This window comes from Sorangium sp. So ce295 (assembly GCF_051527405.1).
GTDB lineage: Bacteria > Myxococcota_A > Polyangia > Polyangiales > Polyangiaceae > Sorangium > Sorangium cellulosum_B.
This window is the reverse complement of record NZ_CP150324.1, coordinates 13,047,865-13,073,745: the sequence shown is the minus strand read 5'-3', so window position 1 is coordinate 13,073,745 and position 25,881 is coordinate 13,047,865. Positions and strand designations below refer to the sequence as shown.

The window sequence follows — 25,881 nt, the reverse complement described above, 5'->3', positions numbered from 1 at the left end:
GCGCTACTTGGACAGCTCTTCGATGGCCGCGGCGAGCTCTGCGGGGGGCAGCTCGTCGGCGGCGCGCCACGGCGGCATGCGCAGCGGCGAGGTCGCGGGCTCCTGCAAGCGAAAGATGGCCTTGTCCTTCGTCTCTCGCGACATGCCGTCCAGGTTCTTCACGTTGAACCTGGCGCGGTTCAGCGCCGGGTTCCCGCGACCGTCGTGACAGCGCGAGCAGAGCTGCGTGAGCACGGCGCGCCCGCTCGCGCCCGGCGGCGGCACCAGGCCGAGCTTCACCTTCGCGTCTGCGGAGAAGAGGTCGCGCAGATCGAGCAGGGATTGTCGCGGGGCCGCGCCCGTCACCACGTCGAGGTAGGACCGGGCCCGCTCCGCGCGGAGCGCGGGCTCCGTCACGTCCACGAGCGGGTAAGGCACCGGGATCGAATCACCCGCCTGCGACAAGGCGAACTGCTCCTCCCAGATCGGGCTCGACGAGCCGGCCTTGGCCTCGGCCTCGATGCGCGGGTCGAACGCGTTCGGCTGCGCCGCCTGGCCTTCGGCGACGAGCAACGCCTCGAGCTGCGCGCCGCTGCCCTCGTCGATGGCATTCTGGATGACCGCAATGGGGATGCCGCCGTATTGCGCGTCGTGCGCGTGGGCTTCCAGGAACTGCGCCGTGAGCACCCGATCGGACTCCGTCCGCTGCACGAAGCGCTGCGGGAACCAGTGCATCCAGGGAAACTCAAGCTCCTGCATGCGCAAGATCTTCTTCGTGCCATGACCGTCGGGCTGGTGGCACGAGCGACAGTCGAACGACGTGTTCTCGACGTCTTCCTCGCTGTAGATGCTGAACGCGGTCCAGCCGTGCTCTATCTCCTCGGTGAGCAGGCTCGCCAGATCGCAGCTGCCGTCGTAATCACACTGCCGCTCGAACGTGAACAGGTAGAAATTGTAGTCACCGGTCGAGAGGTCGCGGCTCACGATCTCGACGAAGGGCTCGCCGCGAACGAAGCCGAGCGCTGTCATTTCAGCCGGCCTCTCGCGCATCTCGGTCACGCGCGGAAAGACGATGAGGCGCGGATTGACCGCAGAGACAGCGCCCTTCACGAGCGAGGTGGAGTTGCCGGTGAGCGCGAAGGCGCGATCCTCGTCGAGCTTCGCAACGCGGAGCAAGCTGGCGAAGTCGGTGATGCTCGGTCGCGGCGTGGCGCACACCGCCTGGAAGAAGCTGTCGCCGCGCGGCGCGGCGCAGAACGCGCTGTACTGCGCCTCGCGCGTGGGTAGGGCCGACAGCTCCGGGTCGGGAGCGCTCACGGGCGGCAGCGTGCCCCAGTCGGTCGTCGCCTCGTCCGTGGCAATCACCTCGCCGATGTCGCCGACGACGCATGCCGGTAGCAGCAGCGAAACCAGGCACAGGCTCGGAAGGTGCTTCATGACGGCCTCCTGCGGCGAGCGCCGAACGTCATCAAACTGGCCACGAGCGCGAACGCCAGGAGCGGCGCGCGACGGTCCGAACGCCCGCCCGTCACGCTGCAGCCTAAGCCTAAGAAGCCTCCGTCCTCGCTCGGCGCCTCCGCATCGTCCTCGCTCGGCGCCTCCGCGTCGACGGTGCCGTCCAGCTGCTGCACATAGGCGATGAGCTGCCCGAGCTCGGCCTCGCTGAGCCCGCTGATGAAGGCGTGGCGATCGTCGGGGTTGGCCGTGACGAGGACATCGCGCAGCGTCGGCGCGGAGCCGTCGTGCAGGTACGGCGCCGCCTCCCAGACGCCGTTCAAGGTCGGCGTGTCGATGCCGAACAGCGGCTCACCCGCGCGCATACCCGACGACGCCTTCACGGTGCCGACGTCGTGCAGCTTGCCACCCACGCTGTCGGTCCCGTCGGGACCCGTGTGGCAGAAGCCGCAACCCAGGCGCTTGAAGATGGCGCGACCCGCGACGCCGTCCTGGGTGAGCGAGCCGTCGGGGTTGCGAAAGGGGCTCGGCCGGTACGTGTCGAGCGAGCCGAGGAACGCCGCCAGCGCGTCGAGCTCGGGGCTCAGGCCGGCCTTCTTGTCTCCGCGCGGCGTGCCGACCGCCCCCACGGCGAGCTGCTCGGCGGTCAGGAAGCCCTTCCCGCCGAACAGGTGGCGGATGTTGTCGTCCGAGTCCTGGATCTCGTCGAAGCTGCCGCTCCAGTTGACGTTGCCGTGGCCCGTGCCGCGCCGCCCCAGCAGCGAGACGGTGTTGCGGAGCCCCTCCCCCGCGCTGCCGAAATCCCAGACTCGCCCGTCCTCCGCGCCGTCGAAGTGACACGACGCGCAGCTGATGTAGCCCTGGTCGCTCATGCGGATATCGGCCGAGTTGAAGAACAGCTGCTTGCCGCGCAGGACCTGCGGGTCGAGCTTCTCGACGGCGACCGTCGGGATCTCCGTCAGCTTCTTGGTGATGAGGTCGTGCGAGCTGACGATGTCGGCGACGTCGTAGACCGTCACCGTGCGGCTGAGCGACGCGTGCACGAACAGCTTGTTGGTCTCGGTCAGCGCCAGGCCGCGCGGCGCGAAGCCCGTCTCTTTCAGCGCGGTCACGAACTCGCCCGAGTAGGCGTCGCGGACCTCCACCAGGGCCGAGCCGGCGACGCTGATGAACGCGTAGTCGCCGAGCGGCGTGAACACGACCTGGTTCGGCAGGTTGCGATCGTCCAGATCGATGCGCCGCGCGACGTCCTCGGCGCCCTCCGCGAGGTTCAGCAGCGCCACGAGCGGACGTACCGTGTTGTCGTCGGTGAGGTCGAGCCCATCGCGAAATGGACCGCGAAAGATGTTGTCCTTCTTGCCCGGCACCCACGCGAACGAGCCGTCGGGCGAGAGCCCCACCGAGAACAGGTAGTTCGGCAGGCCGCGCCCTTGTTGGTCCGTGTCCTCCGTCGTGGTGTCCGCGGCGAGCGCGAAGCGCGTGCTCACCTGGAAGGTCGCCGCGTCGATGCGCGCCACCTCGCCGTGGCTGTCCTCGGAGAGGAAGCGCGTGACGTAGATCTGCGAGCCGTCGTGCGACACCGAGACGCCCCGCGGCGTACCGCCGAGCCAAAGCTCGGCCACGACGGCGCCGCTCGCCACGTCGAGCTTCAGCACCTTGCCGACCGCCATCAGCGTCACGTACGCGGCGTCCCCGGTCGGGCTGATCGCGAGGCCCATCGGTTGCGACGCGTACGGCAGCGCGATCTCGCGCTCCACCGAGAGCGACGCGGCGTCGAGGATGGAGACGGAGTGCGCATCCCGGTGCAGCACCCACAGCGTGCCTTGCGCGGTGAGCGCGAGCCCGACCGGGCCGCGCGCCACCGGCACCTCCGCGACCTTGGTCAGCGCGCTCGCGTCGAGCACGCTCACGCTGTCGTTCTCGTAATTGGCCGTGTAGACCTTCGCGTTCGGCGGGTCGTACACGAGGTCGGTCGAGCCCGCAGCGCTGCCCGTGACGAGCGGCCGGTGCGCCGTGTGCACGAAGGCGACGCTGGTGAACCCGACATCGTCTTTGACCGTCACGAGCACCGGGTAGTGGCCGGGAGCGGCGTAGGTGTGGACCTGCTGCACGTCGTCGACCATGAACTCGGTGCGCGTCTCGTCTCCCATGTCCCAGCGCACCTGAACGGGGCCGACCGCGTCGCCGATCGTCAGGTCGAACGTGACGGCCTCGCCGGCGAGCGAGGGCGCGCGCACGGGGACGCTGGCCGTGACGGCGCGCGCCTCGGCCGGCCAGGCCGCCGCCGCGCAGAGGCCTCCGAGCAGGCCGAAGAGCGTCGGGAGCGAGCGCATGCTCAGGGACCGGTCGTGAACGTCGACTTGAACTCAGCCGCCATGCCGTTGCCGACGAGATCCTTCATGCCGTCCTTCGGCAGGACGATCTCGTAGGTCGTGTTCGGCATCAGGTCCTCGTCGGGATCGAAGCTGACGATGCCCATGTACAGGCCGAAGCTCCCCTTCAACGGCTGCCCGCCCACCGGCCTTACGATGAAGCTGCCGTTGTGAACCGTGGCGATCTCGACGTTGTCGGTGAGGCTGAGGCCGACGCGCGACTTCCTGGACAGCCCCGTCGCTCCGTTCTTCGGCAGCACCGTGTCGACCGCCGGGGGCGTGGTGTCCGGCTCGGTCGAGTGCGCGGCGATGACCATGCCGCGGTAGGGCAGCTCGTCGTCGGCCAGCACCAGCAGGCTGCCGACCGGGATCGAGAACTGGTCGTCGCCGTTCGTGAACTCGAGCCGCCCCCAGACCCGGCTCTTGATCGACATCTTGTGGATGTCGCGCACGTCGATCTTGGAGACGCCGGCGTCCGGCCGCAGGTGACCGAGGAACAGGGTGCCGTCGGAGAAGCTCATGTACTCGGACCCGGCGGGGTAGCCCATGGCCCTGAACGCCGAGTCGGGCAGCGTGGCGATGGGTGAATTGGCCGAGCCGATGTCGGTGGGGTCGGTCAGCACGTCCCACACGCGCAGCGGCGACTGCACGTAGATGTGCTTGCCGTACAGACCGCAGATGTAGCTCTTGCTCGGGGTGATGAAGTCGAGCGCGACCGGGTTCATCGGATCGCTGATGTCCATCGTCGCGATGCCGCCGTTGTCCTTGGGCGTCGTGATGACCAGCGTATTGCCCACGGCCCACAGCGGACCGGCGCTCACGCCGCCGAACTGCGAGATCGGGATCTTCTTGACGAACTTCACGTCCTCGGGATCCGCGGCGTCCAGGATATGCAGGCCCGTGTTGGTGCCGCCGACGTAGATGACGCTGCCCTGCCAGTACATTCCCCAGACGGAGTCGGTGAAGTCCCCGTAGTTGATGCCGTCGAGCTTGACGAGCCTCACGTGACGAGGCGCGCGGGCGTCGGTGACGTCCCAGATGTCGACGCCGGTGCCCGAGGTGGTGACCTGGTAAAACTTGTCGCCATAGCGGCCGAGCGACGTCTGGTGCGACTCCGCCTCGCCGACGCCCTTGGGCCCTCCCTTGGGATCGAAGCCAGGGCTCTGGATGCGCGAGAGCATCTTCGGTTTGGTCGGATCGGCGATGTCGTAGAAGACGATCTCGGCGTTGCCGGCGCCCTGAACGTAGCCGTTGATGACGATCGGCTGGTTCTGGTGATGGCCCGCCTCGAGCGTCGGCGACACCAGGCCGTCTCGCCAGCTGTTGCGCGGCAAGTTGATCTTGTTCGCCGGCATGGGCATGTTCGGGATCTTGCCTTCCGGGGCGGTGATCGTGTCCGGCTCGACTCCGCCCGCGCCCGTGCTTCCGGTCGTGGCGCCTCCACCCGAGCCGCTCGTGGCGCCGCTGCTCGTGGCGCTGCTGCTCGTGGCGCCGCTGCTCGTAGCGCTGCTGCTCGTGGCGCCGCTGCTCGTGGCTCCTGCCGCCGGCGTTGGGGCTCCGCCGCCGCTGCCCACCACCACGGATGTGGTGTCACCGGAGCCGCCGCCGTCATTTCCTTCGGGTGAGTTGAGGTCCCCCCCGGAACACGCCGCGAGCACGGCGGCCAACGAAGGAAAGCCGAGCCAGCGTAGTCCCATCCTCGTCGAACGCATGCCTGACCTCTTCTGTAGCGTGTGAGTCATGATAGGTGGCCATCCCAACGGGAGGTGGAGCCGACAGCCCCCACCGGGATCGCGCCGGCACACGGGCACACGGGCACACGGGCACACGGGCACACGGGCACACGGGCACACGGGCACACGAACGCGCGACGCGCCCCCTACAATGAATCGGTTAAGATGAAGCCAAATGTGAGCGCTCACATTCGGGATGTCAAGCGCGATCGGCCGCACGCGTTCTGACGCGATCCGGCAGCTTGACGCTGCAGGCCAATGATCGCCGGTTTTCGATTGACGCTATAAATGTGAACGCTCACATTCGGTGCCCAGGTACTGGACGTCCGAGCGGCGCAGCTTGGCGTGGTGGTGCTCACCGTCGCCATGGTCGTCGTGTTCGATAGGCTGATGAGGAGGTGCTCGACATGGACTACGCTCGTTCGAAGCGGATTGCTGGTCTTCTACTTTCGGCATGGCTCGGGGCCTGCGACGGGGGTGAGGCGAAGCCGGACACGGCGGCCTCTGGCCCAGGAACGTCGTCATCGAGCTCCAGCAATAGCTCGAGCAGCAGCGGCGCAGGCGGCAGCGGCGGTGAGGGCGTCAGCAGTGGCACGGTGGGCAGCGGTGGCGCAGGCGGCAGCGGCGGCGCAGGCGGCAGCGGAGGCGCAGGCGGCAGCGGCGGCGCGGAAGGCGGCGGCGGCGCAGGCAGCACGCCGCCCCCGACAGAGTTCGACAATCCCATCATCAAGTACGATGCGCCAGATCCGACCAGCGGCCCCGGAGACCACGTCTTTACAGCGGACGCCGCTGCCATGGTCTGGAACAACAAGGTCTACCTCTATACCGGCCATGACGAGCAGGCCGAGGGTGCAGAGGGCTACCGCATGTTCGACTGGCGGCTCTGGACATCGTCCGACATGATCCACTGGGAGAACAAGGGCGCGGTGATGCGCTACAATGTGTTCTCCTGGGCTCGCGGCGGCGACTCGACGGGCAACGCCAATGCGGGTCAGGTGGTCGAACGCGACGACGAGGACGGCAACCCGAAGTTCTACTTCTACGCGCCGGTGGAGGGCGGCCAGTCCGGCTACGGGATCTCGATCGGCGTCGCGGTCGCGGACAAGCCGGAAGGGCCGTTCAAGGACGCACGGGGGATCCCGCTCATCTTCCTGGCCGACACCGACGGCACGGCAGACCATTCGTGGCGAAACCTCGATCCGACGGTGCTCGTCGACGACGACGGCCGGGCCTACATGTACTGGGGAAATGGGGTCTTGTACTGGGTCGAGCTCGAGGACGACATGATCCACCTGAAGGGTGAGACCTACACGACCGACGGCAGCGGGAAGATGCAGAACCGCAGCATCAGCGGCGCCCAGATCCACGTGCTCAAGAACATCCCCGGCTACACCGAGGCGCCTTATCTGTCCAAGCACGGCGGCCTCTATTACTTGACCTACGCTTCGGGGTTCCCGGAGAGCATCTCCTACGCGACCAGCCCGTCACCGGAGGGGCCGTGGCAACATCGAGGCGTCATCCTGGATCCGGTGCCGAACAGCAGCACCATTCACCAGTCGCTCTTCGAGTTCAAAGGGGCCAGCTACCTCACGTACCATAACGCCGCGCTGCCGACCGGCGGTAGCTATCGGCGATCCACGTGCGTCGATCGCGCCTACTACAACGACGACGGGACGATCCGGAAGATCGTCCCGACACACAGGTGATTTGCACGGCGCCAGGGGAGCATCGGCGAGGGCCGGGCGACGCGTGCTCGGGCGTGGGCGCGGTCTTTCGCCACGCCATGGCGATGCCTCTTTTCGTATCAATCTGCGGGTCCGTTCTTCCTCCGCTGCACGGCGCCTTTGCTCGTGTCGAGCCCGGCGGCCGACTCGACGCGATCGGCGTGAGGGCTGCCCGGGTGTACCTCGAGGAAGCGCCGCGCCGCCGCGTGTGCGCCCGCGCGATCCCCCTTGCGCGCCAGCGCCTCGACGCGGATCGCGGCGGCCTCGTCGGAGAGCTGAGCGCTCGGGAACTCGCGCGCGTGGCGAGCCAGGAGCGCGAGGGCGGCCGCCGGATCGCCGCGTCGCAGCGCGCGCCGCGCGGTGTCGAGCAGCGCCAGCTCGGCGGCCAGCGTCGGCGCGTTCCTTTCGCGTGCGCGCGGGCTGTTCACCGCCGTGGCGGCAGGAGCCGTGGCGGCGGGCGCGGCCAGGAGCGGAGCGTCGTCCGTTCGCTCCTCCGGGACGCGCTCGTGCAGCTCCGCCTCGGCCGCGCCAGGCGCGCGCGGCGCGGCGAGCGCAGCCGGCGCGCTGGAGGCCTCCTGAGCGCTCCTCGCGGGGATCGGCGTGTCGACGTGCGTCCACTCCGCGACCCCGAGCGTGAGGACCCCCGCGAGCGCGCCGATCCCGAGCGCGCTCAAGATCCCGCTCCCGCCCGCCACGCCCGCCACCTTCAGCGCGGCGCTCGCCCCCGCCGCGGCCGCGCCCCCCACCCCCGCGGTCGCGCCCCCTGCCGCGACCGCGCCCCCCACCCCCGCGCTCGCGCCCCCTGCCGCGACCGCGCCCCCTGCCACGGTCGCGCCCCCTGCCGCGCCCGCGCCCCCTGCCACGGTCGCGCCCCCCGTCGCGCCCGCGCCCCCCGTTCCCACCGCGGCCGCGCCGCCAGTCGCCGCCACGGCTGCGCCCCCCGTCCCCGTCACGGCGGCCCCGACGCCGACCGCGACGAGCATTCGCCGGGTCAAGCCGCTCGGCGGACTCTCGTCGAGCGCCGCGCGGAGGAGCGTCGTTGGCAGAGCACTCCCCTTCTTGTCCAGAAGGCGCTCGGGATCGGTCATGGCGATTCACCTCGGAAATGGGCCCGCGCCTCTATCCGCCTCACGGCGGCCTGGAAGTGCTCGCGCGCCCGGCGGAGGCGAGACGCGACCGTGCCTGCCGGGAGATCGAGCAGCGCCGCGATGTTCGCCGTTGTCATCTGCTCCAGCTCGAACAGCACGAAGACAGCGCGCTGCTCGAGGGGCATCGTGTCGAGGATGGCGTCGAGCATCGCGCGGGCGCGGGCGCGATCCATCATCTCCTCGGGGTCCGGCGCCGGGTCGACGCGCTCGCAGGGCGCGTCCTCCAGCACCTCCCGGCGCCGCTGCTGGGTCCTCCGCGCGCGCGAGGCGATCCGCAGCGCCGTGCTGAACAGGAACGCGGCCTCCCGGCCCGATTCGATGTCCCCGAGCCGCCGGGCCGCCACGAGGAAGACCTGCTGCGCCGCGTCCTCCGCGTCGGCGCGCGGCACGCCGAGCCGCACCAGCGAGCGCCAGACGAACGCCGAATGCTCCATCACGAGCCCGGTGAGGCGCCCGGCCGCCGCCCGGCTGTCGGGCGGAACTGCGGCGGGGAGCTGCATCAGGGTCAGCGCTTCACCACGGCTCACGCCTTGTGCAATCTCCGGATCGAGGCGACTCGATCACAAAATCGACAGGCCAGCACGGAGCTGCAGCACCTGGTGACCGCGGGCACTTCGTGAATGAGCTGCGCCGAGCGTTCGAACAAGCATGAACGCCGCATCAGCGGAAATTGCGGTCCTTGGTGCACGTCGGCCCGCACAAGCGCGCTGGGCGTGGGCTCCTCGCGCCGCATGCGCGTCGCCGCATGCGCGTCACCTCACGCGTGGAGCACGACCGCGCGCAGCGCCTTCGTCGTCGCCGGCGCTCGTGGTCACGACGACGCTTCCTTTCTCGTGCCCTTGTTCGACACAGGCAAGCACCGTTGTTCTCACCCCCGCTCGCCCGGCGCGTCACCTTTCCACTGAAAGACGTGCTCGAGCGGCACGCCGAAGGCCGCCGCGATGCGGAAGGCGACCTCGAGCGAGGGCGAGTAGCGGCCCTGCTCGATGGCGACGATGGTTTGACGGGTGACGCCGACCTTCTCGGCCAGCTCCGCCTGGGTCATCTCGCCCGCATGGAACCTCAGCGTGCGGATGACGTTCGTGATCCGAGGCTGCCCCTTGCCCATGCCGCGCTCCATTCCTTGAACGTCACATCTCGCCCTCGGAGGCAGCGCGTCCTTCCCCATGCGCAGGAGGCGAGCTCCGCCTTCCACACATCCGGCCGCGGATGGCCGGACATCTGCGCCGCTTCACGCGCGCGGCCCCGGCTCTGTTTCGTCGCGGTTTCGCCTCGCGCTGCGCCCCGGCGCCCACGCGCGGCCGCGCTGGTTCGAGGTGCCAGCGATGCCCGGCGGGACCGCTGACACCTCGAACCAGGTAACTGACCGGCGAACCAATGTCAAATTTTTCATACACAAAGTCGCAATTAATGGACACAAAGTCCGGTTCATGCGACATCGGGGTGCTCGCCGTACCTTCCGTCAGCGAGGGCGCCAGCGTAGGCTCTCTGGTGATGCTCACTCCCACGGTGGTCGTGTTCGACCTGGACGGTACGTTGATCGACAGTCGGGGCGACATCGTGGCGGCGGTGAACCATGCGCTGGTGGCGACGGGCCGGGCCCCGCTGCCCGGGCAGGTGATCGTCCGGTACGTGGGCGACGGCGCGCGCGCGCTGTGTGCGCGCGCCGCAAGGCTCCCCGAGACATCCGAGAGCGTCGAGGACGTCCTCCGCCACTTCCTCGACTACTACGCGCGGCACCCGCTCGACTTCACCCGCTGGATGCCGGGCGCGCAGGAGATGCTCGAGAGGCTCTCGGACCTCGGCGATCTCGCGCTCTGCGTCTGCACGAACAAGCCGCGCTCGACCACCGACGCGGTGCTCGCCGCGCTCGGGGTCGGCGCGCGCTTCCGCGCGGTGGTCGCGGGCGGCGACGTCGCCGCCAAGAAGCCGGATCCGGCGCCGCTGCTCCACCTCGCGGCGCGCGTCGGCGTCCAGCCGCACAAGATGGTGATGGTCGGCGACGGCCCCCAGGACATCGAGTGCGCTCGCCGCGCGGGCGCGCGGTCGATCGCCGTCCTCGGCGGCTTCGGATCGCAAGACGAGCTCCTCGACGCCCGCCCCGACGTGCTCCTCCGTACCATGGGAGAGCTCTGGGACGTCCTCCGCCGCTGGCGCGACGCGACGGTCAGGCTCTCCACCGTTCGTTAGCTGCACACCGCCGGGTGGTGCGCGTCGGATCTGCGCGCGGCCGGCCTGCACGCGCGGGCAGCCTCCCTCCCCGGCACGCGCAGGACGTCGCCGCCCGCGCGCGCAGGACGTCGCCGCCCGCGCGCGCAGGACGTCGCCGCCCGCGCGCCCCTCAGGCCGCGACGCCCTCGGCGATCTCGCGCCCGAACGCCGTCGCGTTGAGGATCGCGCGCAGGCGCACGCGCGCCCGGTGGAGCCGCGAGCGGACGGCGCTCTCGCTCACGGCGAGCTTCTGCGCGATCTCCTGGAGGCCGAGGTCCTCGTGGTAGTGCGCGAGCACCACGTCGCGGTAGTCCTCCGGCAGCTCGCAGAGCGCCTCGCGGACGTACGCCTCCCGCTCCGCCGCGGACGCGGCGTCGTCCTCGCCGATCGTGCTGCGCATCGTCGGCAAGAGGCCGAGCTCCTCGAAGTCGAGCCCCTCGACGATGCGCGCGCGCTGCCGCCGCTGCGACCGCATCAGCATGAGCGCCTCGTTCGCCGTCACGCGGAAGAGCCACGTCGTGAAGCTCGAGTCGCCGCGGAACGAGCGGATCGTCCGCACCACCTGCAGCAGCGTCGACTGCACGAGGTCGAGCCGATCCTCGTCGGACACCGGGTAGCGCGCGAGCTGCCGCTCCACGTGCGGGCGGATGAGCCGCGTGAGCTCGTCGAGCGACTCCCGATCGCCGTCCTTCGCCCGGCAGATGACCTCGGCCAACGGGCCCGCGCTCGCGGCGCGGGGCGACGGGCGCGACCCGACCGCGCCGGGCGGGGTGAGACCGCAGGGCGCCGGAGGAGTCTCAGGCCTGGTGCTGGCGCTCGGTACATCGGTCGGAACGGCGGTCAGAGCCATGAGCCATCTCTCCGTCGAGGGCGCCGCGTGCGCTTCCGGCCCACGGGCCCGGTGGTGCGCACCGACGAGCAAAGGCCTTGCCACGGCAAGCTCAACGGACGTGCGCGCCGCGTGCGCACCGCGTGCTCAGCCGGTATAAGCGGGGCCACGATGTCCAGCGACGCTCCGCGATGGGAAGCCCCCCGAGGGGGAAACAGCCACGTTCCGACGCCCGAGGTGGACCGGCCAGCGCCGTCCGCCTCCGCTCCGCCGCGTGCGCTGGCCCACCCGCTGCCCGCCGGGATGCGCGATCTCCTCCCCGAGGAGGCGCGGCGCCGGCGCGCGCTCGCCAAGCGCGTGCTCGATCACTTCGTGCTGTACGGCTACCAGCCGGTCTCGCTGCCCGCGTTCGAGTTCGCCGAGGTGCTCGAGCGCGGGCTCGGCACGCTCGACGCCGCGGACGTGCTGCGCTTCATCGAGCCCGAGTCGGGCGAGGTGGCGGCGCTCCGCCCGGACATGACCCCGCAGATCGCGCGGCTCGTGGCCACGCGGCTCGCGGACGCGCCCCGCCCCCTCCGCCTCTGCTACGAGGGCACGGTCCTCCGCCGCCGCCAGGGGCGGGCGCGGCGCCACCGGCAGATCCCGCAGGCCGGCGTCGAGCTCTACGGCGTCGGCACGCTCGCCGGTGAGCTCGAGATCCTCCGCCTCGCCGCGTCCGCGGTGCGGGAGGCCGGCCTCGAGCACTTCGTCGTGGACCTCGGCCACGCGATGATCGCGCGCGCGCTGCTCGACGCCGTCCCGGCGGGGCTCGCGGCCGAGCTCTCCGAGGTGCTCGAGCTGAAGGACGCCTCCCGCCTCGCCGCCGTGCTCGCGAGCCCGAAGGCCGCCGACGTCCCGCGCCGCATCGTCGCGGCCATCGCCGCGCTGCCGGATCTCGCGGGCGGCGGCGCGGCTGACCCGGACGGCGCCGCGGTCTTCGACCGCGCCACGCGCCTGCTCACCGGCACGCCCGCCGAGGCGCCGCTCGCCGAGCTCCGCGCGCTCTGGGACGCGGCGAGGGCGAGCCCCGAGCTCGGCCCGGCGCTCCGGGTCGACCTCGGCGAGCTCCGCGGTCTGGCGTACTATACGGGTGCAATTTTCCACGTGCTGGCCGATGGCCCCGGGGAGGCGATCGCGGCGGGCGGGCGCTACGACATGCTGCTGTCCCGCTTCGGCCTGCCGATGCCGGCCGTCGGCTTCGCGCTGAACCTCGACGCGATCGCCTGGGCGCGCGACGTCGCGGGCGCGGCGGACGAGCCGGCGCTGCGGGTGCTCGTCGCTGTGCGGCCGGAGCGCGCCGCGTCGCTCGCTGCGGCGCTGCGGGGGCTGGGCCTCCCGGCCGTGACGCACGCGCCGGACCAGGATCCGGAGGGGTACGCGCTGTCCTGGCGGTTCTCTCACCTGGTGCGGGAGCGGGACGGGGCGCTTGTGGTCGAGGCGACATCCGGCGGCGGCGAGGCCGCGACGAGCGCGAGCGCCGTGCCGGCGGCCCTCGACGACGCCGCGGCGGCCCAGGCGATCGTGCTGAAGACGGGGGCAGGACGTCCGGGCGGCAAGTAGACGCTCGCTCGGCAAGCGAGCCTGGGGTAAAGGCGAACCTGGACCCGGACGGAGCCGCTCGGAGTGACGAGCGGGCCGAGGCCGGGCCACGTGATCCAAGAGGAGCTTCGGAATGACCGCGATCGTGATCGTCGGCGCACAGTGGGGCGACGAGGGCAAGGGCAAGGTCGTCGACCTTTATACGGAGAGCGCCGACCTCGTGGTGCGCTACGCCGGCGGACCCAACGCCGGCCACACGCTGGTGGTGGGCGGGGAGAAGCTCATCGTTCGGCTCATCCCGAGCGGCATCCTCCGCTCGAACGCCCGCTGCGTGATGGCGCAGGGCATGGTGGTCGATCCCGGGGTGCTCGTCTCCGAGATCGACGCGGTGGAGGCGCGGGGCTGCTCGACGCAGGGGCGGCTGTTCGTCTCGGATCGCGCGCACCTGATCTTGCCGTTCCACCCGCTCGTCGACTCGCTCCGCGAGGCGGCGGCGGCCGACGGCGTGCGGCTCGGGACGACCAAGCGCGGCATCGGCCCCTGCTACGAGGACAAGGCGTCGCGGCGCGGGGCGCGGCTCGGCGATCTGCGCGACATGAAGCGGCTCGCGCAGCTCGTGTCGCGCTCGCTCGAGGCGTGGACGCCGACGCTGCGCGCGCTGGGCGGCGAGCCGCCGTCGCTCGACGCGATCCTCGAGGAGCTCACGCCGCTGGCGAAGCGCATCACGCCGCTGCTCGCCGACACGTCGCAGCTCATCGACGGCGCGCTCCGCCGCGGCGAGCGCGTGCTCCTCGAGGGGGCGCAGGGGACGTTGCTCGACATCGATCACGGCACGTTCCCGTTCGTGACGTCGTCGTCGGCGATCGCGGGGGGCGCGTGTGTCGGCGCCGGGGTCGGCCCGACGCGCATCCGCCGCGTGCTCGGCCTGGCGAAGGCGTACTGCACGCGCGTGGGCGAGGGGCCGTTCCCGACCGAGCTCAACGGCCCGCTCGGCGAGCGGCTCCGGTCGGTCGGCGGCGAGTACGGCTCGGTGACGGGCCGGCCGCGGCGGACCGGGTGGCTGGACCTGCCGGCGCTGCGCTACGCGGCCCGGGTGAACGGCCTCGACGGGATCGCGCTCACCAAGCTCGACGTGCTGACCGGCATGCCGGAGCTCAAGGTCTGCGTCGCCTACGACACGCCGTCGGGGCGCACGCGGGAGTTCCCGATCGACGACATCGCGACGGCCAAGCCGGTGCTCGAGACGGTGGCCGAGTGGAGCGAGCCGATCGACGCCGCCCGCTCCATGACCGAGCTGCCCGCGGCGGCGCGGCACTATGTGGAGATGGTCGAGAAGGAGACCGGCGTGCCGGTCGACGTCGTCTCCGTCGGCGCGGACCGCGAGGCGACGATCGTCCGGCGCAACGCGTTCGCGTGAGGGGCAAGCGAGCGCGAAGCCCCACGTCGAGGGGATGAAGAGAAGGCCGGCACCGTGAGACAACGGGCGCCGGCCTTCACCGGCGGAGCGCGACAAGACCGCGTCCGGCTTGACTGCATCGCACACTCCCCGGCACGGGCGCCGTCGGACTCACGTCTCGAGGGCTCCCGCCGCTCCGAGCCGGGCACGATCGAGCCAGGCGAGCAGCTCCTTTGCCCTCCTGTTGTCTCCAAACCTCCCGAGGAACCAGGTGTACGCGCGCTCGAGGACCAGAACCGCGTCGGGGTGACGTCCCATCGCGATGAGGCAACGGCCTTTGCCAAACAGCAGCGTGAACTCGGCCAGCTCGTCTCCTCTGCCGCTCATCATGCCGGACGCGCGCTCGTACGTCGCGAGGGCCTCCTCCCACCGACCTGCATCCAGCAGCATATAAGCGAGCCCGCCCAGCGCGTGAGCGAGCAGGACGCCATCTCCGTGGGCCCGCTCGGCGAACCGAACGACATTCATCATGTGGGGCGTTCGCGTGAGCAACGGGACCTCGGCTCACCGCAGCGGGCGATGAGCCGCCGTCTCGTCCAGCGGGACGGTTGTCCAGACGTGCAGCTTTGAAGATTACTGGCCCGAGCCGCCGTTCTTGCCGCCGGGCGTGCCGCCCCGCTGGCCGCTGCCGCCGCCCGGCGCTGTGGTCCCGCCCGGCGTGCCGGTTCCGCCGCCTGGCGCGTAAGCCCCTCCCCCCGGCGTGCCGCCGGTGCCCGGCGCGCCGCCCGTGCTCGGCGTGCCGCCCGTCGTGCCGCCGGTGCCCGGCGTGCCTCCGGGCGTGCCGCCGGTCGTGCCGCCTGTACCGCTGCCCGGTTTGCGCTGGGTGCCGCTACCCCACTCCTGCGTGCCGCCCTGGGTGCCTTGCTCGCCCTGGGCGCCCGCGCCCGGCTCTCCCGTCTCTCCAGGCATCGTGCCCGCGCCGGGCGTGCCGCTCTCGGGCGCTCCTGGGGTTCCAGGCGCGCCGGGGGTCTCTCCGCCCGCCGGTGTGGGCGCCGGCGAGGCCGCCTCTCCGCCTTGATTGCCCCCACAGGCCATGAGCGGCAGCGCGGTCAGTACTACCAGAAACATGCTTCGCATGATGTGTCTCCCAGGTCGTTTGCGTTTGCGGCTCGTGCCGAGCCGCCGGCGATGCGGACGCGCCCATGCGCGCGAAGGCCGCCTCCGGAGCCTGGCGGCGTAGCGTCCCGCGCTCGACATGCTGGGGCCGGATCCGGCCCTCGGAATCGAGACGTCGCCGGAACGGCGCATCGGGCCGCGCCCGATCGAGAGCCGTTGACCCCTCGGGACACGAACAACGCCTGACGCCGGCCGGCGCGCGCTCGACGACAGGCGCTCAGCCGGTCACGGAGCGAGCGAATCGATCCACACGCGCCACACGCCACGGCGCCCGGGCCGCGCTGGACCAGCTCCGGCGGCAGGGCAGCGGCGTGCTCATCAGAAGCCGCGCGGGAAGGCATCTGGACATAACGTCGGCACAAGCGCGCTTTACAGCCCGGGCCGAACAGCTCACCCGTTGTGCGCTGCTCGACAGATCGATGTCGCTGGAAGAACGTCGGGCGAAGTCAGCAGGGAGAAGTTCGCTTTTCCTCCGTGGGATCGACTATTCTGTCCATTCCTATGGCCGAGAACAGCTACGTGTTTGCGGGTTCGGAGCGCGCGCGAGAGCTGGAGCGCCTGCGGCGGATCGAGGGCTTCTTCGACCCCGGCAGCCGGCGCCTTCTCAAGGCGTCCGGGATGGGGCCCGGCTGGAGCTGCCTCGAGGTAGGAGCCGGCGCTGGGTCGATCGCCTGCTGGATGGCAGAGCGCGTGGGACTCGAGGGCGAGGTGGTCGCGGTCGACCTCGATGTCGGGTTCATGGACGCTTCTCCGCCGCCGGGCGTCCGGATCATCGAGGGCGACATCCGCCAGCTCAATTTCCACGCGGCGCGCTTCGATCTCGTGCACGCCCGCTACGTGCTCGTCCACAACGCGGATTTCCAGGATCTCCTCGACGCCATGCTCGGAGCGCTGAAGCCCGGCGGCCACCTGGTGCTCGAGGAGCCGGACTTCACCGCGGCGAGGGGCGCCTCCGGTCCGGATATCGAGGCGTTCGATCGGGTCAATCGGTCGATCCTCGCGATGTTCGAGGCCGACGGCAAGGACCCCGGCCTCGGCCTGCGCCTTCCCGCGATCCTGACGTCGCGAGGGCTCGCCATCGAGGCCGTCGAGAACGAGGTGCCGCTGTGCCCGGGCGGTCACCCGCTGTCCGAGATCATGAGCCTCTCAGCCACCCAGCTCCAGCACAGGCACCTCGCGACAGGGCGGGTCAGCGCGGAAGATCTCGCCGGCTACGCCCGGTTCGCGGCCGATCCGTCGGCGTGGGGTGTCTACTATGGCACCGTCGGCGTCCTGGCCCGCAAACCGGCCAGGATCTCCGACTGACGTCCTTCTCCCGCCAGGGCGGCCAGCTGACGGTGCCAGGTGACGGTGACCGAGATCCCGATTCCGGGCCCGTCCTCCAGCAAAGCGGCAAACTCCGTCCTGCGCTCTCCGTCGAGCCAGGACATGGCACCACGCTGATCCTCCGACAGCGCCGCTCCCGGCCCCCGCCCGCCCTCGCGCAGGGATTCCAGGGCCGCCGGTCCGGGCGGTGCTCGCGTCCGTTCATCGACGTCGAGAGGTGGCACCTCTGCGCCGGTCCGTCGCGCGGCACGGACGATTCAGCCGATCCTGCGCGCTGGTGAGAATTGCCTATTTGATCTTCTCGCGGCTTGCGTCTCCCAACAACAGTTCAAGATACGTGACGGGGCGGGCCAGGCATCACCGCCGAGCGCTCCAGCGCCGGCCCCGCTTCCGTCAATGACATGGGGGAATTATGAACATTCGAGTCGACTCTCTTCGTTTTGCATGGATGGCAGCCCTCGCGCTCGCGGGGACCAGCGCTTGCTCCGTCGCGGCGGGAGACGGTGTTCTGGTGGCGGCGGACGAGGACAGCTCGGAGGAGGCGGTCGAGTCCACCTCACAGGCCTTCTCCCTCACCATGCCGCAGCTCGCCGCGGTGCTCGCCGCCTTCAACGCGACCGAGATCAGCGACGCGCAGATGGCCCGCGCCAAGGCGTCGGACCCGCACGTCATCGAGCTCGCCCAGCAGCTGTTCGACTATCACACCGCCGCGAGCCAGCAGCTCGCGCTCGCGCTCACGCAGATGGGCATGGCGCCGGTGGACAACGAGATCAGCCTGGCGCTGATCGATCAGGGCGCGGCGGCTCAGCAGCAGCTCACGGGGCTCGCGGGGCCCAGCTTCGACTGGACGTTCGTCAATGTTCAGATCCATCGACACCGGGAGTTCCTCGCCCATCTCCAGGAGCAGATGGCCATCGTGGGGCCCGAGCTGCACCCGGGGCTCTCTCACCTCGTCCCGGAGGTCCTGAGCGCCACGAAGCGGAACCTCTCGTTCGCCACGTCGCTGCTCGCGCTCATCGGCAGCCCGTACATTCCGGAGGGCGGCTATCCGCCTGGCGTCCCCTACTACGGCAATTACGGCACCTACGGGAACTACATCGACTACGGCAATTACGGGAACTACGGCAACTATGGCAACTACGGCGGCGGCTTCGCCAACAGCGCGCCTTCCTACGGCCCCGTCTACTTCGGCGCCAACGGGCCCTACTCGCCGGCCGTCTCCCCCTACTACGGGGTTTACGGCCGCGGCGCGCCGTCGGGCTTCGGCGCGCCCGGCCCGTACCCCCGCCCGTGAGCCGAGGGGCGCGGCGCGCTACAGGCGGCGCCGTGCCCGGCCGCGATCCGGGATGACCGCGTGGATCTCCGCCTCGCTGAAGCCAGCCGCCCTGTAGAGACGCTTCAGGTGCACAAGCTCGATGTGCGCGCTCTTCGCCACCGAGGCGCGGATGCGGTCGAGCACGCTCAGCCGCTCCAGCGGCAGCCGGGTCGCCTCGACCGTCGAGCGCACCGCCGCCGCCGCCGACTTCACCTCGGCCGCCGCGGCCTGCGCCTTGTCCAGGCTGAGCTTCGGGTGGATCCCCGAGCCGAGCAGCTGCGCGAGCACCTCCAGCCGATCCGGCTGCCCCGTGAGATCGCCGTCCTCGTCGTCGGCGAAGTAGGCCACGCCGCCCGGGAACAGGATCGACAGCGCAGGATCCGCGGAGGGGCGCCCCACGGCGTTCCAGACGTCGTCGGCGACCTTGCCGAGCGCGTCGTCGGCGCGCGCGGACTCGGCCTCGACCTTGGCGAGCAGCGGCTCCGCCTCGGAGCGCGCGGCGTTGCGCTGGGCCTCCACCCCGTCGAAGAGCGTCAGCACGGGCACGAGCCGCTGCTCGGCGAGCTCCCGGAGGGGCCCGCCCCTCGCGGAAGCGCTGTGGAGCGTCGCGCGCACGTCACCGATGATGTCGTCCGCTGGCGCATCCTTGCGAATCACCTCGCCCATGATGTCGATCCTCCTCAGGCTCCAAGGCTGCGGAGTCCAGCGATACACGACCCGCGAACGCCCCCCGTCGACGCTGTCACCTCGGGCACCATAACGGACCAACGCCCACCCGATCAACCGGATCGCAGCCCTGCGCCGTCGGCCCCGGCGTGAGCCTCCAGTGCGCCTCCCTGGTACACTCTCGCCGTGCACCTCGGCCCGCTGCTGCTCACGGCCCTGCTCGTCCTCCCGCTCGCCGCGCACGCCGGACAGGCTGGCGATCTGGTCGCCGCCGCGGCGGCCGCGGGGCGTCCACCCGAGTGCGCGGCGCGATCCGGCCGGGCCATCGCGCGGGGGCCCACGGTCTGGGAGCGCGCGCGGGCGCCCGAGCTCCCGCGCTACTGTGACCTGCTCGCGCGCGGCCAGGCGCAGCTCGGCGGCGACGCCGAGGCGGCGCGCGCGTCGGCGCGGCTCGCCGACCAGCTCCTCCCGGGGCACGCCGCGCCGCAGGTCCTGCTCGCCCGCGCCGCCCTCGCGCTCGGCTCGCCCGAGGACGCCGCGCGCGCCTTCGAGCGGGCGCGGAGCGTCGATCCCCGCAGCGTCGAGGATCCGCAGACGATGCACGACCTCGCGCGATCGCTCGCCCGCACCGGCAAGCGCGGCGAGGCGATCGCGATCTACCGCGCGCTCGTCCCGCGGATCGATCTGCTCGGGACCGCGGACCAGCGCGCGCTCGTGCTGCTCGAGGCGGCGCACCTGTCGATGGCCACCGCGGGCGCGGCGTCCGTCGCGGACGCGAGCGCGAGGCCGCCCGCCGGCGCGCGCGGAGAGGCGGCCGCCCGCAGGGACCTCGACGAGGCGATCGCCTACCTGCGCGAGGCGCGCCTGCGCGCGCAGACGCAGCTCGCCCGCGACGTCACGCTGTCGCTCGCGCTCGCGCTGGACCGCTCCGGCGACAAGGCCCAGGCGGACGCCGCGCTCGAAGGCGAGGCGACCCCGCTGGAGGCGGCGCGGCCGCGCGGGGAGGGTGCGCGCGGGCGCGCGGAAAACCAGAGCGCCGGCGCGGCCGCGCGCGAGCGGACCGCGGACGACCTCGCCAGCGCGGCGGCGCGCCTGCGCACCGTCGACTACCTCGCGGTCCCGGAGGACAGGCTCGCCCTCGAGGCGCTCGCGCTGGAGCGGGCCATGACGGCGGCCGCGATCGCGCGCTGGGAGGCGTACCTGTCGGGCGCCGGCGGCCAGGGGCCGTGGGCCCCGGCGGCGCGCGCGCGCCTCGACGCGCTCCGGCGAGGCGCAGGCGGCGGAGGCCACCGGCCCGAGCGCGCCCCGCAGGAGCGGAGCGCGGCGCCGCGGCCAACCACAGGAGGGGCGCGGTGACGCGGCCGTCGCTCCCGCCCCGGCGGTCGCCCCTGCCGCGGCGCTCGCGCCTGCCGGGCGTCGCGGCGCTCCTCGCGCTCGCGCTCGCGGCGGGGCCCCTCCACGCAGCGCCGACCGTCTGGTCCCGCGCGCTCGATCCGGCGGCCGACGAGCGCGAGGAGCTCATCTCCCAGGCGGACGCGCTGCTCGCGCGGTACGACCAGCTCCGGCGCTCGCCGCTCCTGGAGCGGGTCGAGGAGATCGGCCCGCTCTGGCTGCGCGAGGCGCGCGCCCTGTACGAGCGCGCCGGCGCGGCCACGTCGCGCACCCCTTCGGTGCGGCTGCGCTACGCCGACATCCTGGAGCACCTCGGCGACGTGCAGGGCGCCGTCGCGACGCTCGAGGGGCTCCTGCGGCTCCAGCCGCCGGCGCCTTTCCGGGCCGACGCGTGGCACGCGCTGGCGGTCTGCTACGCGCGGCTCGGCAGGTACACGGACGAGATCGAGGCGTACGACGAGGCGCTGGTGCTCGAGCCGCACGCGGTCTCGCGGGCGCTGCTGCTGGCCAACCAGGCCGAGGCCTACATGGCGCTCGGCGACATCACGTCGGCGGTCGAGGGGTACCGCGCCTCGCTCTCGACCCTCGGGTCGCTCGATATGGTCCGTTACGGCGTGACCACGCTCTGGGGGCTCGCGGTGGCGCTCGACCGATCCGGCGACCTGGAGGGAGGCATCGAGAACATCCGGCTCGCGAGGACCTACGACCGGGCCGACCAGCAGATCAACGGCGCGGGCTGGTTCTACGTGCCTCCCTACGACGAGGCCTGGTACGCGGCGCTCGGCCACTGGGCCGCGGCGCGGAGCGCAGAGCTCGGCGCCGCGCGCGCGGAGGCCTACCTGCAGGCCGTGGCCGCGTGGGAGTCCTACATCGCCCGGGCGCCGGGGAACGATCACTGGCTGCCGCTGGCGAAGGCGCGGCGGGCGCAGTGCGAGAGGGAATCGGAACAGACGTTGAAGACGCTGAAGCGCCTGCGCAAGCTCGCGGCGCCCGAGCGGCGCTGAGCCGAGGCGACGGGCGCTTCATCGTCTGGACGGCCGCGCGCCGCTTCCGCCCGCTCCGGCGGCGCACGGCGAAGGAAGGCCACCCGTGCGCGTGGTTACCGATGGCGCTCCGGTCGTACGGCGTACAGCGGGCGATGGCGAGAGCCCCCTTTACGACCCCGGCCAGCGGGTTCACCTTAACGTGGTCGCCCTCGCGCGCGGGGGCGGCGCCGGCCAGCTCACCCCGGACGGAGGATCCATCGAGATGCGTGACTCGGTGTTCGATGAGCATGTGCTCTGGTCCGGACGTCCCAAGGTCGTCGCGACCCCGATGCTCTACCTCGTGGGCGCGGCGGTCTGCGGCGTGACCTCCGCGATCAGCACCGCGTCCGCCATCGTCGTGAGCCAGGCGCTCGACGCGTCGCCGAACCAGCTGCTCGCCTTCGCGGCCTGGATGGCGAGCCTCGCGGTGGCGTTCAGCTACCTGCCGCGCTGGTGGCGCTCGGAGCTGGAGTACATGCTGACCGATCGGCACATCGTCGTGCAGCGCGGGAAGCTCCGGCGCTCCATCGAGCGGCGGTCGATCAGCTACGCGCGCATCCACTGGAACCCGAAGCACCCCGGCGTCGGCGACCTCGAGCTCGTCAGGGCGGTGCCGACCGGCGCCCTCCGGCGGCGGCTGTCGATCGTGCTGACCGGGGTCGTGGCCCCGGATCGCGTCTGGGCGATCCTCCGGGGCGTGGTCCCGTCGGCGCCCGCGGGCGACGGTCACCGCCTGCTCTCGCAGCGCCTCGACGAGGGCGAGCGGGTGCTCTGGTCGGCGCACCCGGCCGACGGCTGGCACAAGTGGCTCCCGAACGGCCTGCGCGGCGTCGGCTCGGTGCTGCTCGGCGTGCTCCTCGGCGGCTTCGCGGTGGTCACGGCGGTGCACGCCGTGCGCAGCATCCGCATCGTGACCGCGGCGGGCATGGATCCGGAGAGCGTCTCCTTCGTGGCGCTCGTCGCGTCCCTCTCGCTCACGATCGTGCTGCTCGTCGCCGCGGGCGCGGCGATGCTCTACATGTCGGTGGTGCGCCCCGCGCGGCTCTCGGCGCGGACGCGGTACCTCATCACCGACCGGCGCGTGCTCATCCAGCGGGGCGACGAGGAGCTGCACCTCGATCGCTCGCGCATCGTCGACGTGATCGACGCGCCGGGCGCCGGGGGCCTCCGGGACGTGTTCCTCGTGCTCGACGGCCCGCGCGCCCGCGCCGTCGCCGCGAGCGGCGCCTTCGGCGAGGCGCCGGGCGCCGGGCTCCAGCCGGTGCTGCACCGGGTCACGGACGTGGACTCGATACGGCAGATCCTGCGGCCGGCGTAGCCCGCTGCGCGGTGCCGTTCAGGCTGCGACCTCATCGCATGGTGGTCGTCGAGTGGACTCCGATGGTCGGCTCGCCCCCTGCGATGACGTCGACCGGAGCGCGCTTGACCAGGTTGAAGACGCTCACGGGAGGGGCCCCCGGCAGCAGGCTCCTCGCGCCGACCTCTTCGAAATCGAAGAGCTGCTGCGCGGCCTCGCGGACCGTCGCCTCGACGAGGATCTCCCCGGGCCGCGACGCCCTGGCGAGGTGCGCGGCGGCGTTGACCACCTCGCCGAGCACCGTGTAGTCGAGCCGGCCGTACGCCTGAGATCCGACGCTGCCGGAGAGGACCTGCCCCGTGGAGAGCCCGATGCAGATCCCCTGCGTGTACGGCGAGCCCTCGCCGGCGCGGCGCGCCACCGCCGCCATCTGCGCGCGGACGGCCACGCACGCGCTGAGCGCCCGCGACAGGTGATCCGGCCCCTGGAACACCGTCATCACCGCGTCGCCGAGGAACTTGTCGACGACCCCCCCCTTGGCGACGAGCTCCGGGACGATCACCTCGAAGTTGGCCCGGAGCAGCCGCATGGCCTCGCCGGGGAGCCTCTCCCTGGTCACGGGCGTGAACTGGAAGATGTCGATGAACGCCACCGTGGCCATGACCGCCTCGCTCGCGAGCGCGATCGCGGGGCCCATCTCCCGGATCCGCTCGATCAACGCCGCGCTCGTGAACTGCCGGAGGATCTTGTTCTCCTCGTCCGAGCGGGCGTTCCTCCGCAGCTCCGCGACGTGCTTGATGGTCTTGTCGATTGTCGCCTCGAGATCGCCGCGCTGGATCGGCTTGAGCAGGAAATCGAACGCGCCCTGGTTCATCGCGCTCCGGATGTTCCCCATGTCGCCGTAGGCGGACATCATCACCGTCCTCGCAAAGGGGCTCACCTCGGGGACGCGTCCAAGGAAGGTGAGGCCATCCATCACGGGCATGTTGATATCGGTGACGACGACGTCGATGTCGGGGTGGCGCCGGAGCTCGTCGAGGGCGTTCTCGCCGTTGTCAGCGAAGATGAACTCGTAGACCCCGTCGCGGATCTTCTGCCGGAAGAGCAGCTTCATCATGAGCGCCACGTCGGGCTCGTCGTCGACGAGGAGGATCTTGGCGGGGCCCTGGCTGGCATCGATCACCGCAGCGAACGCCGCCACGAAATCCGCGGCCGACTGGAACCGCTGCGCCGGGTCCTTCGCCAGCGCGTGCTCGAAGAAGCCGTCGAAGCCGGGCAGCAGTCCGGGCACGACGCTCGACGGCGGCGGGAACGGATCGGTGCAGACGCTGATGAGCAGCTCCCCGATCCCGCTCGCCGCGAACGGGAGCCGGCCCGTGAGGGCCCTGTAGGTGATGACGCCGAGCGACCAGAGATCGCTCAGGTGATCCGGCACGACGGCGCGCACCTGCTCGGGGCTTATGTACGACGGCGTGCCGACGACCCTGCCGAACGATCCCTGCTGATCGTCGTCCGACTCGAAGATCGTCCACACCACGCCGAAATCCAGGAGCTTCACGCACTCTCCTGGCTCCTTCCGCGCCAGGAAGACATTCGCCGGCTTGAGATCGCGGTGGATGATCCCCGCCGAGCTCGCCACCTGCAGGCCACTGGCGATCTGCCGGAGCAGGGCGAGCGTCGCCGACGGCGAGAGCTGCCGCTCCCGGGTGAGCCTGGCCTCGAGGTCCTCCCCTTCGAGCAGCTCCATGACGATGTACGGGCAATCTTCGTCGATACCGTAGTCGTGTATCTGGACGATGTGCTCGTTCTGGAGCCGAGCGATCGCCGTCGCCTCTCGCTCGAATCGGCGTCGCGCCGAGTCGGAGCTGACATGCTCGGGCGTCATCACCTTGAGCGCGACAGGACGCCGGAGCACCTGATCGAACGCCTCCCAGATGACGCCCATCCCGCCGCGTCCGATCTCTCGTCTCAGCGAGTACTTCCGCGCGATCGTCCGGTTCAGCATGGTGAGCGCAGCGTAGCGAGCTCCCGGCGCGCTTGCTCAAAGGGCCGCAAATAAGGGGATTCCTTAGGTCCCGGCGAGCGCGCCGCGCTCACCTCCGGGTCACGCGGGCCTCCAGGTCGCGCACCCGCGCCTCGAGCTCGCGGACCCGCGCCTCGGCGGCGGCGCGGGCGCGCTGCTCCGCGGCGCGGGCGCGCTGCTCCAGGGCGCGCGCCTCGCCCTCGGCGCGGAGGGCCTCCTCCTCGGCAGGCACGAGATCCGTCGCGCGGGAGCTCCGCGCGACGCGCAACGTCGGGTGCGGGCCGTCCTTCAACACGACGAGGTGCGCGTCGAGCGCCTCGATCCAGACGGGATCGCCGCTGCCGTGGACCCGCAGGTAGGTGCCGTCCGCGTCCCGCCGGTACAGCTGGAGAGGCACCCGCTCCTCCGCGAGCGGCGCGCGGGCGGCAGCCGCCTCGGGATCGAAGAGCAGGAGCTCGGGACAGCCGAGCTGCCAGTACTTCGCCGGCGCATCCTCGTAAATACGGCGCCAGTCGCCCGCGACCACCTCCAGCGCGAACCGCGGCGGACGATGGCCCGGCAGCCAGGTCTGCCACTGCCGCGGGATGGGCGGCAACGGGCGATGATCGAGGACGTAGAGGTCCGGCAGGACGCGCACGAGCGGCTCGCCCCGCACCCACGCGAAGAGATGCCCGGTGCCAGCGTACAAGTCGGCCCAGCCACGCTCGCGCGCGAGCTGCGCGATCACCGACAGCAGCAGGCGGACGACCTCGGACCGCTCGGCCTTGTCAGGACGCTCCGCGTCATCGGGCAGATACCAGCCGGACCAGTCGATCGCGGCGCCGGCCTCTTCCGGCGAGAGATCGCGGAGCACGAGCGCGCGGGGAGAACGCCGAGGGGTAAGGGGGAACCCGATGCGATTCGGCGATGCCACGCGAGGAAACTAGCACCCCGACAGGCCCCGCGGGGCAGCAGAGACAACGGACGCAACGGACGCAACCGCGGCAACAAAGCCAGACGACGTGCCCCTGCCGGACGCTTGACAGGGACAAGGGGCCATGCCCTCCCACCCGCTCGAACCTTTCTTCACATCGCCAGCGGCGGCGACGGCGGCAGCCTCGCGCTGAACGATCTCACGATCCGCTGACAAGGGCAGCATCCGAGATGGCCAGTCGCACGGGTCCTCGATAGCTGGCCTCATGGGTCGCCCGAGGCCACCACCGTCGACGGCAAGACCTCGTCTGATTGGCATTCATA

General features: G+C 71.5%; 21 protein-coding genes. 9 read left to right on the top strand and 12 right to left on the bottom strand.

All coding sequences use genetic code 11. The features are described from left to right. Positions 1-3: 3 nt before the first annotated feature. The 3 genes from WMF11_RS49385 to WMF11_RS49375 are packed head-to-tail and all read right to left on the bottom strand — an operon-like array spanning position 4 to position 5,518. Entirely contained in the window at positions 4-1,416 is a 1,413-nt protein-coding gene (locus tag WMF11_RS49385; RefSeq protein WP_437975712.1) for a c-type cytochrome, read from the bottom strand. Beyond that, the gene (locus tag WMF11_RS49380; protein ID WP_437975711.1) at positions 1,413-3,767 is read right to left on the bottom strand and encodes a PKD domain-containing protein; all 2,355 of its coding nucleotides are present in this window, start codon (positions 3,765-3,767) and stop codon (positions 1,413-1,415) included. Before WMF11_RS49380 ends, WMF11_RS49385 begins: the two co-directional genes overlap by 4 nt. A 2-nt stretch (positions 3,768-3,769) precedes the next feature. Next, positions 3,770-5,518, bottom strand: coding sequence for an Ig-like domain-containing protein (locus tag WMF11_RS49375; protein ID WP_437975710.1), 1,749 nt, complete (start codon positions 5,516-5,518; stop codon positions 3,770-3,772). Between the two features lie 428 nt (positions 5,519-5,946). Here WMF11_RS49375 and WMF11_RS49370 point away from each other — a divergent pair, with 428 nt between their 5' ends. Then, entirely contained in the window at positions 5,947-7,245 is a 1,299-nt protein-coding gene (locus tag WMF11_RS49370; RefSeq protein ID WP_437975709.1) for a glycoside hydrolase family 43 protein, read from the top strand. A 98-nt stretch (positions 7,246-7,343) separates the two neighbouring features. On the opposite strand, the gene WMF11_RS49365 is transcribed toward WMF11_RS49370, so the two are convergent. From WMF11_RS49365 to WMF11_RS49355, 3 genes are all read right to left on the bottom strand, one after another. After that, positions 7,344-8,351: a hypothetical protein gene (locus tag WMF11_RS49365; protein WP_437975708.1), complete on the bottom strand. Its 1,008-nt coding sequence runs from the start codon at positions 8,349-8,351 to the stop codon at positions 7,344-7,346. After that, positions 8,348-8,938, bottom strand: coding sequence for an RNA polymerase sigma factor (locus WMF11_RS49360; protein ID WP_437547734.1), 591 nt, complete (start codon positions 8,936-8,938; stop codon positions 8,348-8,350). Before WMF11_RS49360 ends, WMF11_RS49365 begins: the two co-directional genes overlap by 4 nt. A gap of 341 nt (positions 8,939-9,279) precedes the next feature. Next, complete coding sequence (locus WMF11_RS49355) at positions 9,280-9,519, bottom strand: helix-turn-helix transcriptional regulator (protein ID WP_437547733.1); 240 nt, start codon at positions 9,517-9,519, stop codon at positions 9,280-9,282. A gap of 386 nt (positions 9,520-9,905) precedes the next feature. Between WMF11_RS49355 and WMF11_RS49350 the strand changes: the two genes are divergently transcribed. Continuing rightward, positions 9,906-10,601 (top strand): HAD family hydrolase, encoded by a 696-nt coding sequence (locus WMF11_RS49350; protein WP_437905989.1) that lies wholly within the window; start codon positions 9,906-9,908, stop codon positions 10,599-10,601. 151 nt (positions 10,602-10,752) lie between these two features. Here WMF11_RS49350 and WMF11_RS49345 read toward each other — a convergent pair whose 3' ends face one another. Next, positions 10,753-11,337 (bottom strand): RNA polymerase sigma factor, encoded by a 585-nt coding sequence (locus tag WMF11_RS49345; RefSeq protein WP_437905988.1) that lies wholly within the window; start codon positions 11,335-11,337, stop codon positions 10,753-10,755. Between the two features lie 417 nt (positions 11,338-11,754). Here WMF11_RS49345 and hisZ point away from each other — a divergent pair, with 417 nt between their 5' ends. Together hisZ and WMF11_RS49335 are read left to right on the top strand one after the other, a co-directional pair. Next, a complete protein-coding gene (gene hisZ / locus WMF11_RS49340; protein ID WP_437975707.1) occupies positions 11,755-13,050 on the top strand; it encodes an ATP phosphoribosyltransferase regulatory subunit in 1,296 nt (431 codons plus the stop codon). 112 nt (positions 13,051-13,162) lie between these two features. Next, the gene (locus tag WMF11_RS49335) at positions 13,163-14,446 is read left to right on the top strand and encodes an adenylosuccinate synthase (protein WP_437975706.1); all 1,284 of its coding nucleotides are present in this window, start codon (positions 13,163-13,165) and stop codon (positions 14,444-14,446) included. Between the two features lie 150 nt (positions 14,447-14,596). Here WMF11_RS49335 and WMF11_RS49330 read toward each other — a convergent pair whose 3' ends face one another. Both WMF11_RS49330 and WMF11_RS49325 read right to left on the bottom strand, forming a co-directional pair. Beyond that, positions 14,597-14,956, bottom strand: coding sequence for a tetratricopeptide repeat protein (locus WMF11_RS49330; RefSeq protein WP_437975705.1), 360 nt, complete (start codon positions 14,954-14,956; stop codon positions 14,597-14,599). Between the two features lie 102 nt (positions 14,957-15,058). Beyond that, complete coding sequence (locus WMF11_RS49325; protein ID WP_437975704.1) at positions 15,059-15,562, bottom strand: hypothetical protein; 504 nt, start codon at positions 15,560-15,562, stop codon at positions 15,059-15,061. A 540-nt stretch (positions 15,563-16,102) separates the two neighbouring features. Here WMF11_RS49325 and WMF11_RS49320 point away from each other — a divergent pair. Together WMF11_RS49320 and WMF11_RS49315 are read left to right on the top strand one after the other, a co-directional pair. Continuing rightward, a complete protein-coding gene (locus tag WMF11_RS49320; protein ID WP_437547727.1) occupies positions 16,103-16,906 on the top strand; it encodes a class I SAM-dependent methyltransferase in 804 nt (267 codons plus the stop codon). A gap of 469 nt (positions 16,907-17,375) precedes the next feature. After that, positions 17,376-18,221: a DUF4142 domain-containing protein gene (locus WMF11_RS49315; RefSeq protein ID WP_437905982.1), complete on the top strand. Its 846-nt coding sequence runs from the start codon at positions 17,376-17,378 to the stop codon at positions 18,219-18,221. Between the two features lie 18 nt (positions 18,222-18,239). On the opposite strand, the gene WMF11_RS49310 is transcribed toward WMF11_RS49315, so the two are convergent. Then, entirely contained in the window at positions 18,240-18,908 is a 669-nt protein-coding gene (locus tag WMF11_RS49310; RefSeq protein WP_437905981.1) for a hypothetical protein, read from the bottom strand. 186 nt (positions 18,909-19,094) lie between these two features. On the opposite strand from WMF11_RS49310, the gene WMF11_RS49305 reads away from it, so the two are divergent. From WMF11_RS49305 to WMF11_RS49295, 3 genes are all read left to right on the top strand, one after another. Then, on the top strand, positions 19,095-20,264 hold the full coding sequence (locus tag WMF11_RS49305; protein WP_437975703.1) for a hypothetical protein: 1,170 nt from the start codon (positions 19,095-19,097) through the stop codon (positions 20,262-20,264). After that, positions 20,261-21,304, top strand: a complete 1,044-nt coding sequence (locus WMF11_RS49300) for a tetratricopeptide repeat protein (RefSeq protein ID WP_437975702.1) — start codon at positions 20,261-20,263, stop codon at positions 21,302-21,304. The genes WMF11_RS49305 and WMF11_RS49300 overlap by 4 nt, the downstream gene beginning before the upstream one ends. An 85-nt stretch (positions 21,305-21,389) precedes the next feature. Continuing rightward, positions 21,390-22,643, top strand: a complete 1,254-nt coding sequence (locus tag WMF11_RS49295) for a hypothetical protein (RefSeq protein ID WP_437975701.1) — start codon at positions 21,390-21,392, stop codon at positions 22,641-22,643. Between the two features lie 31 nt (positions 22,644-22,674). Here the strand turns inward: WMF11_RS49295 and WMF11_RS49290 are convergent, their stop codons facing one another. Together WMF11_RS49290 and WMF11_RS49285 are read right to left on the bottom strand one after the other, a co-directional pair. After that, a complete protein-coding gene (locus WMF11_RS49290; RefSeq protein ID WP_437975700.1) occupies positions 22,675-24,627 on the bottom strand; it encodes a protein kinase domain-containing protein in 1,953 nt (650 codons plus the stop codon). An 88-nt stretch (positions 24,628-24,715) separates the two neighbouring features. After that, positions 24,716-25,558 (bottom strand): Uma2 family endonuclease, encoded by an 843-nt coding sequence (locus tag WMF11_RS49285; RefSeq protein ID WP_437547719.1) that lies wholly within the window; start codon positions 25,556-25,558, stop codon positions 24,716-24,718. Positions 25,559-25,881: the final 323 nt, after the last annotated feature.

Coding starts and splice junctions, on each gene's coding strand:
- WMF11_RS49290 (WP_437975700.1), bottom strand. CDS start 24,627: ATGCTGAACCGGACGATCGCGCGGAAGTACTCGCTGAGACGAGAGATC.
- WMF11_RS49370 (WP_437975709.1), top strand. CDS start 5,947: ATGGACTACGCTCGTTCGAAGCGGATTGCTGGTCTTCTACTTTCGGCA.
- WMF11_RS49375 (WP_437975710.1), bottom strand. CDS start 5,518: ATGCGTTCGACGAGGATGGGACTACGCTGGCTCGGCTTTCCTTCGTTG.
- WMF11_RS49325 (WP_437975704.1), bottom strand. CDS start 15,562: ATGCGAAGCATGTTTCTGGTAGTACTGACCGCGCTGCCGCTCATGGCC.
- WMF11_RS49380 (WP_437975711.1), bottom strand. CDS start 3,767: ATGCGCTCGCTCCCGACGCTCTTCGGCCTGCTCGGAGGCCTCTGCGCG.
- WMF11_RS49330 (WP_437975705.1), bottom strand. CDS start 14,956: ATGATGAATGTCGTTCGGTTCGCCGAGCGGGCCCACGGAGATGGCGTC.
- WMF11_RS49355 (WP_437547733.1), bottom strand. CDS start 9,519: ATGGGCAAGGGGCAGCCTCGGATCACGAACGTCATCCGCACGCTGAGG.
- WMF11_RS49315 (WP_437905982.1), top strand. CDS start 17,376: ATGGCAGCCCTCGCGCTCGCGGGGACCAGCGCTTGCTCCGTCGCGGCG.
- WMF11_RS49310 (WP_437905981.1), bottom strand. CDS start 18,908: ATGGGCGAGGTGATTCGCAAGGATGCGCCAGCGGACGACATCATCGGT.
- WMF11_RS49350 (WP_437905989.1), top strand. CDS start 9,906: ATGCTCACTCCCACGGTGGTCGTGTTCGACCTGGACGGTACGTTGATC.
- WMF11_RS49320 (WP_437547727.1), top strand. CDS start 16,103: ATGGCCGAGAACAGCTACGTGTTTGCGGGTTCGGAGCGCGCGCGAGAG.
- WMF11_RS49335 (WP_437975706.1), top strand. CDS start 13,163: ATGACCGCGATCGTGATCGTCGGCGCACAGTGGGGCGACGAGGGCAAG.
- WMF11_RS49385 (WP_437975712.1), bottom strand. CDS start 1,416: ATGAAGCACCTTCCGAGCCTGTGCCTGGTTTCGCTGCTGCTACCGGCA.
- WMF11_RS49365 (WP_437975708.1), bottom strand. CDS start 8,351: ATGACCGATCCCGAGCGCCTTCTGGACAAGAAGGGGAGTGCTCTGCCA.
- hisZ (WP_437975707.1), top strand. CDS start 11,755: ATGCGCGATCTCCTCCCCGAGGAGGCGCGGCGCCGGCGCGCGCTCGCC.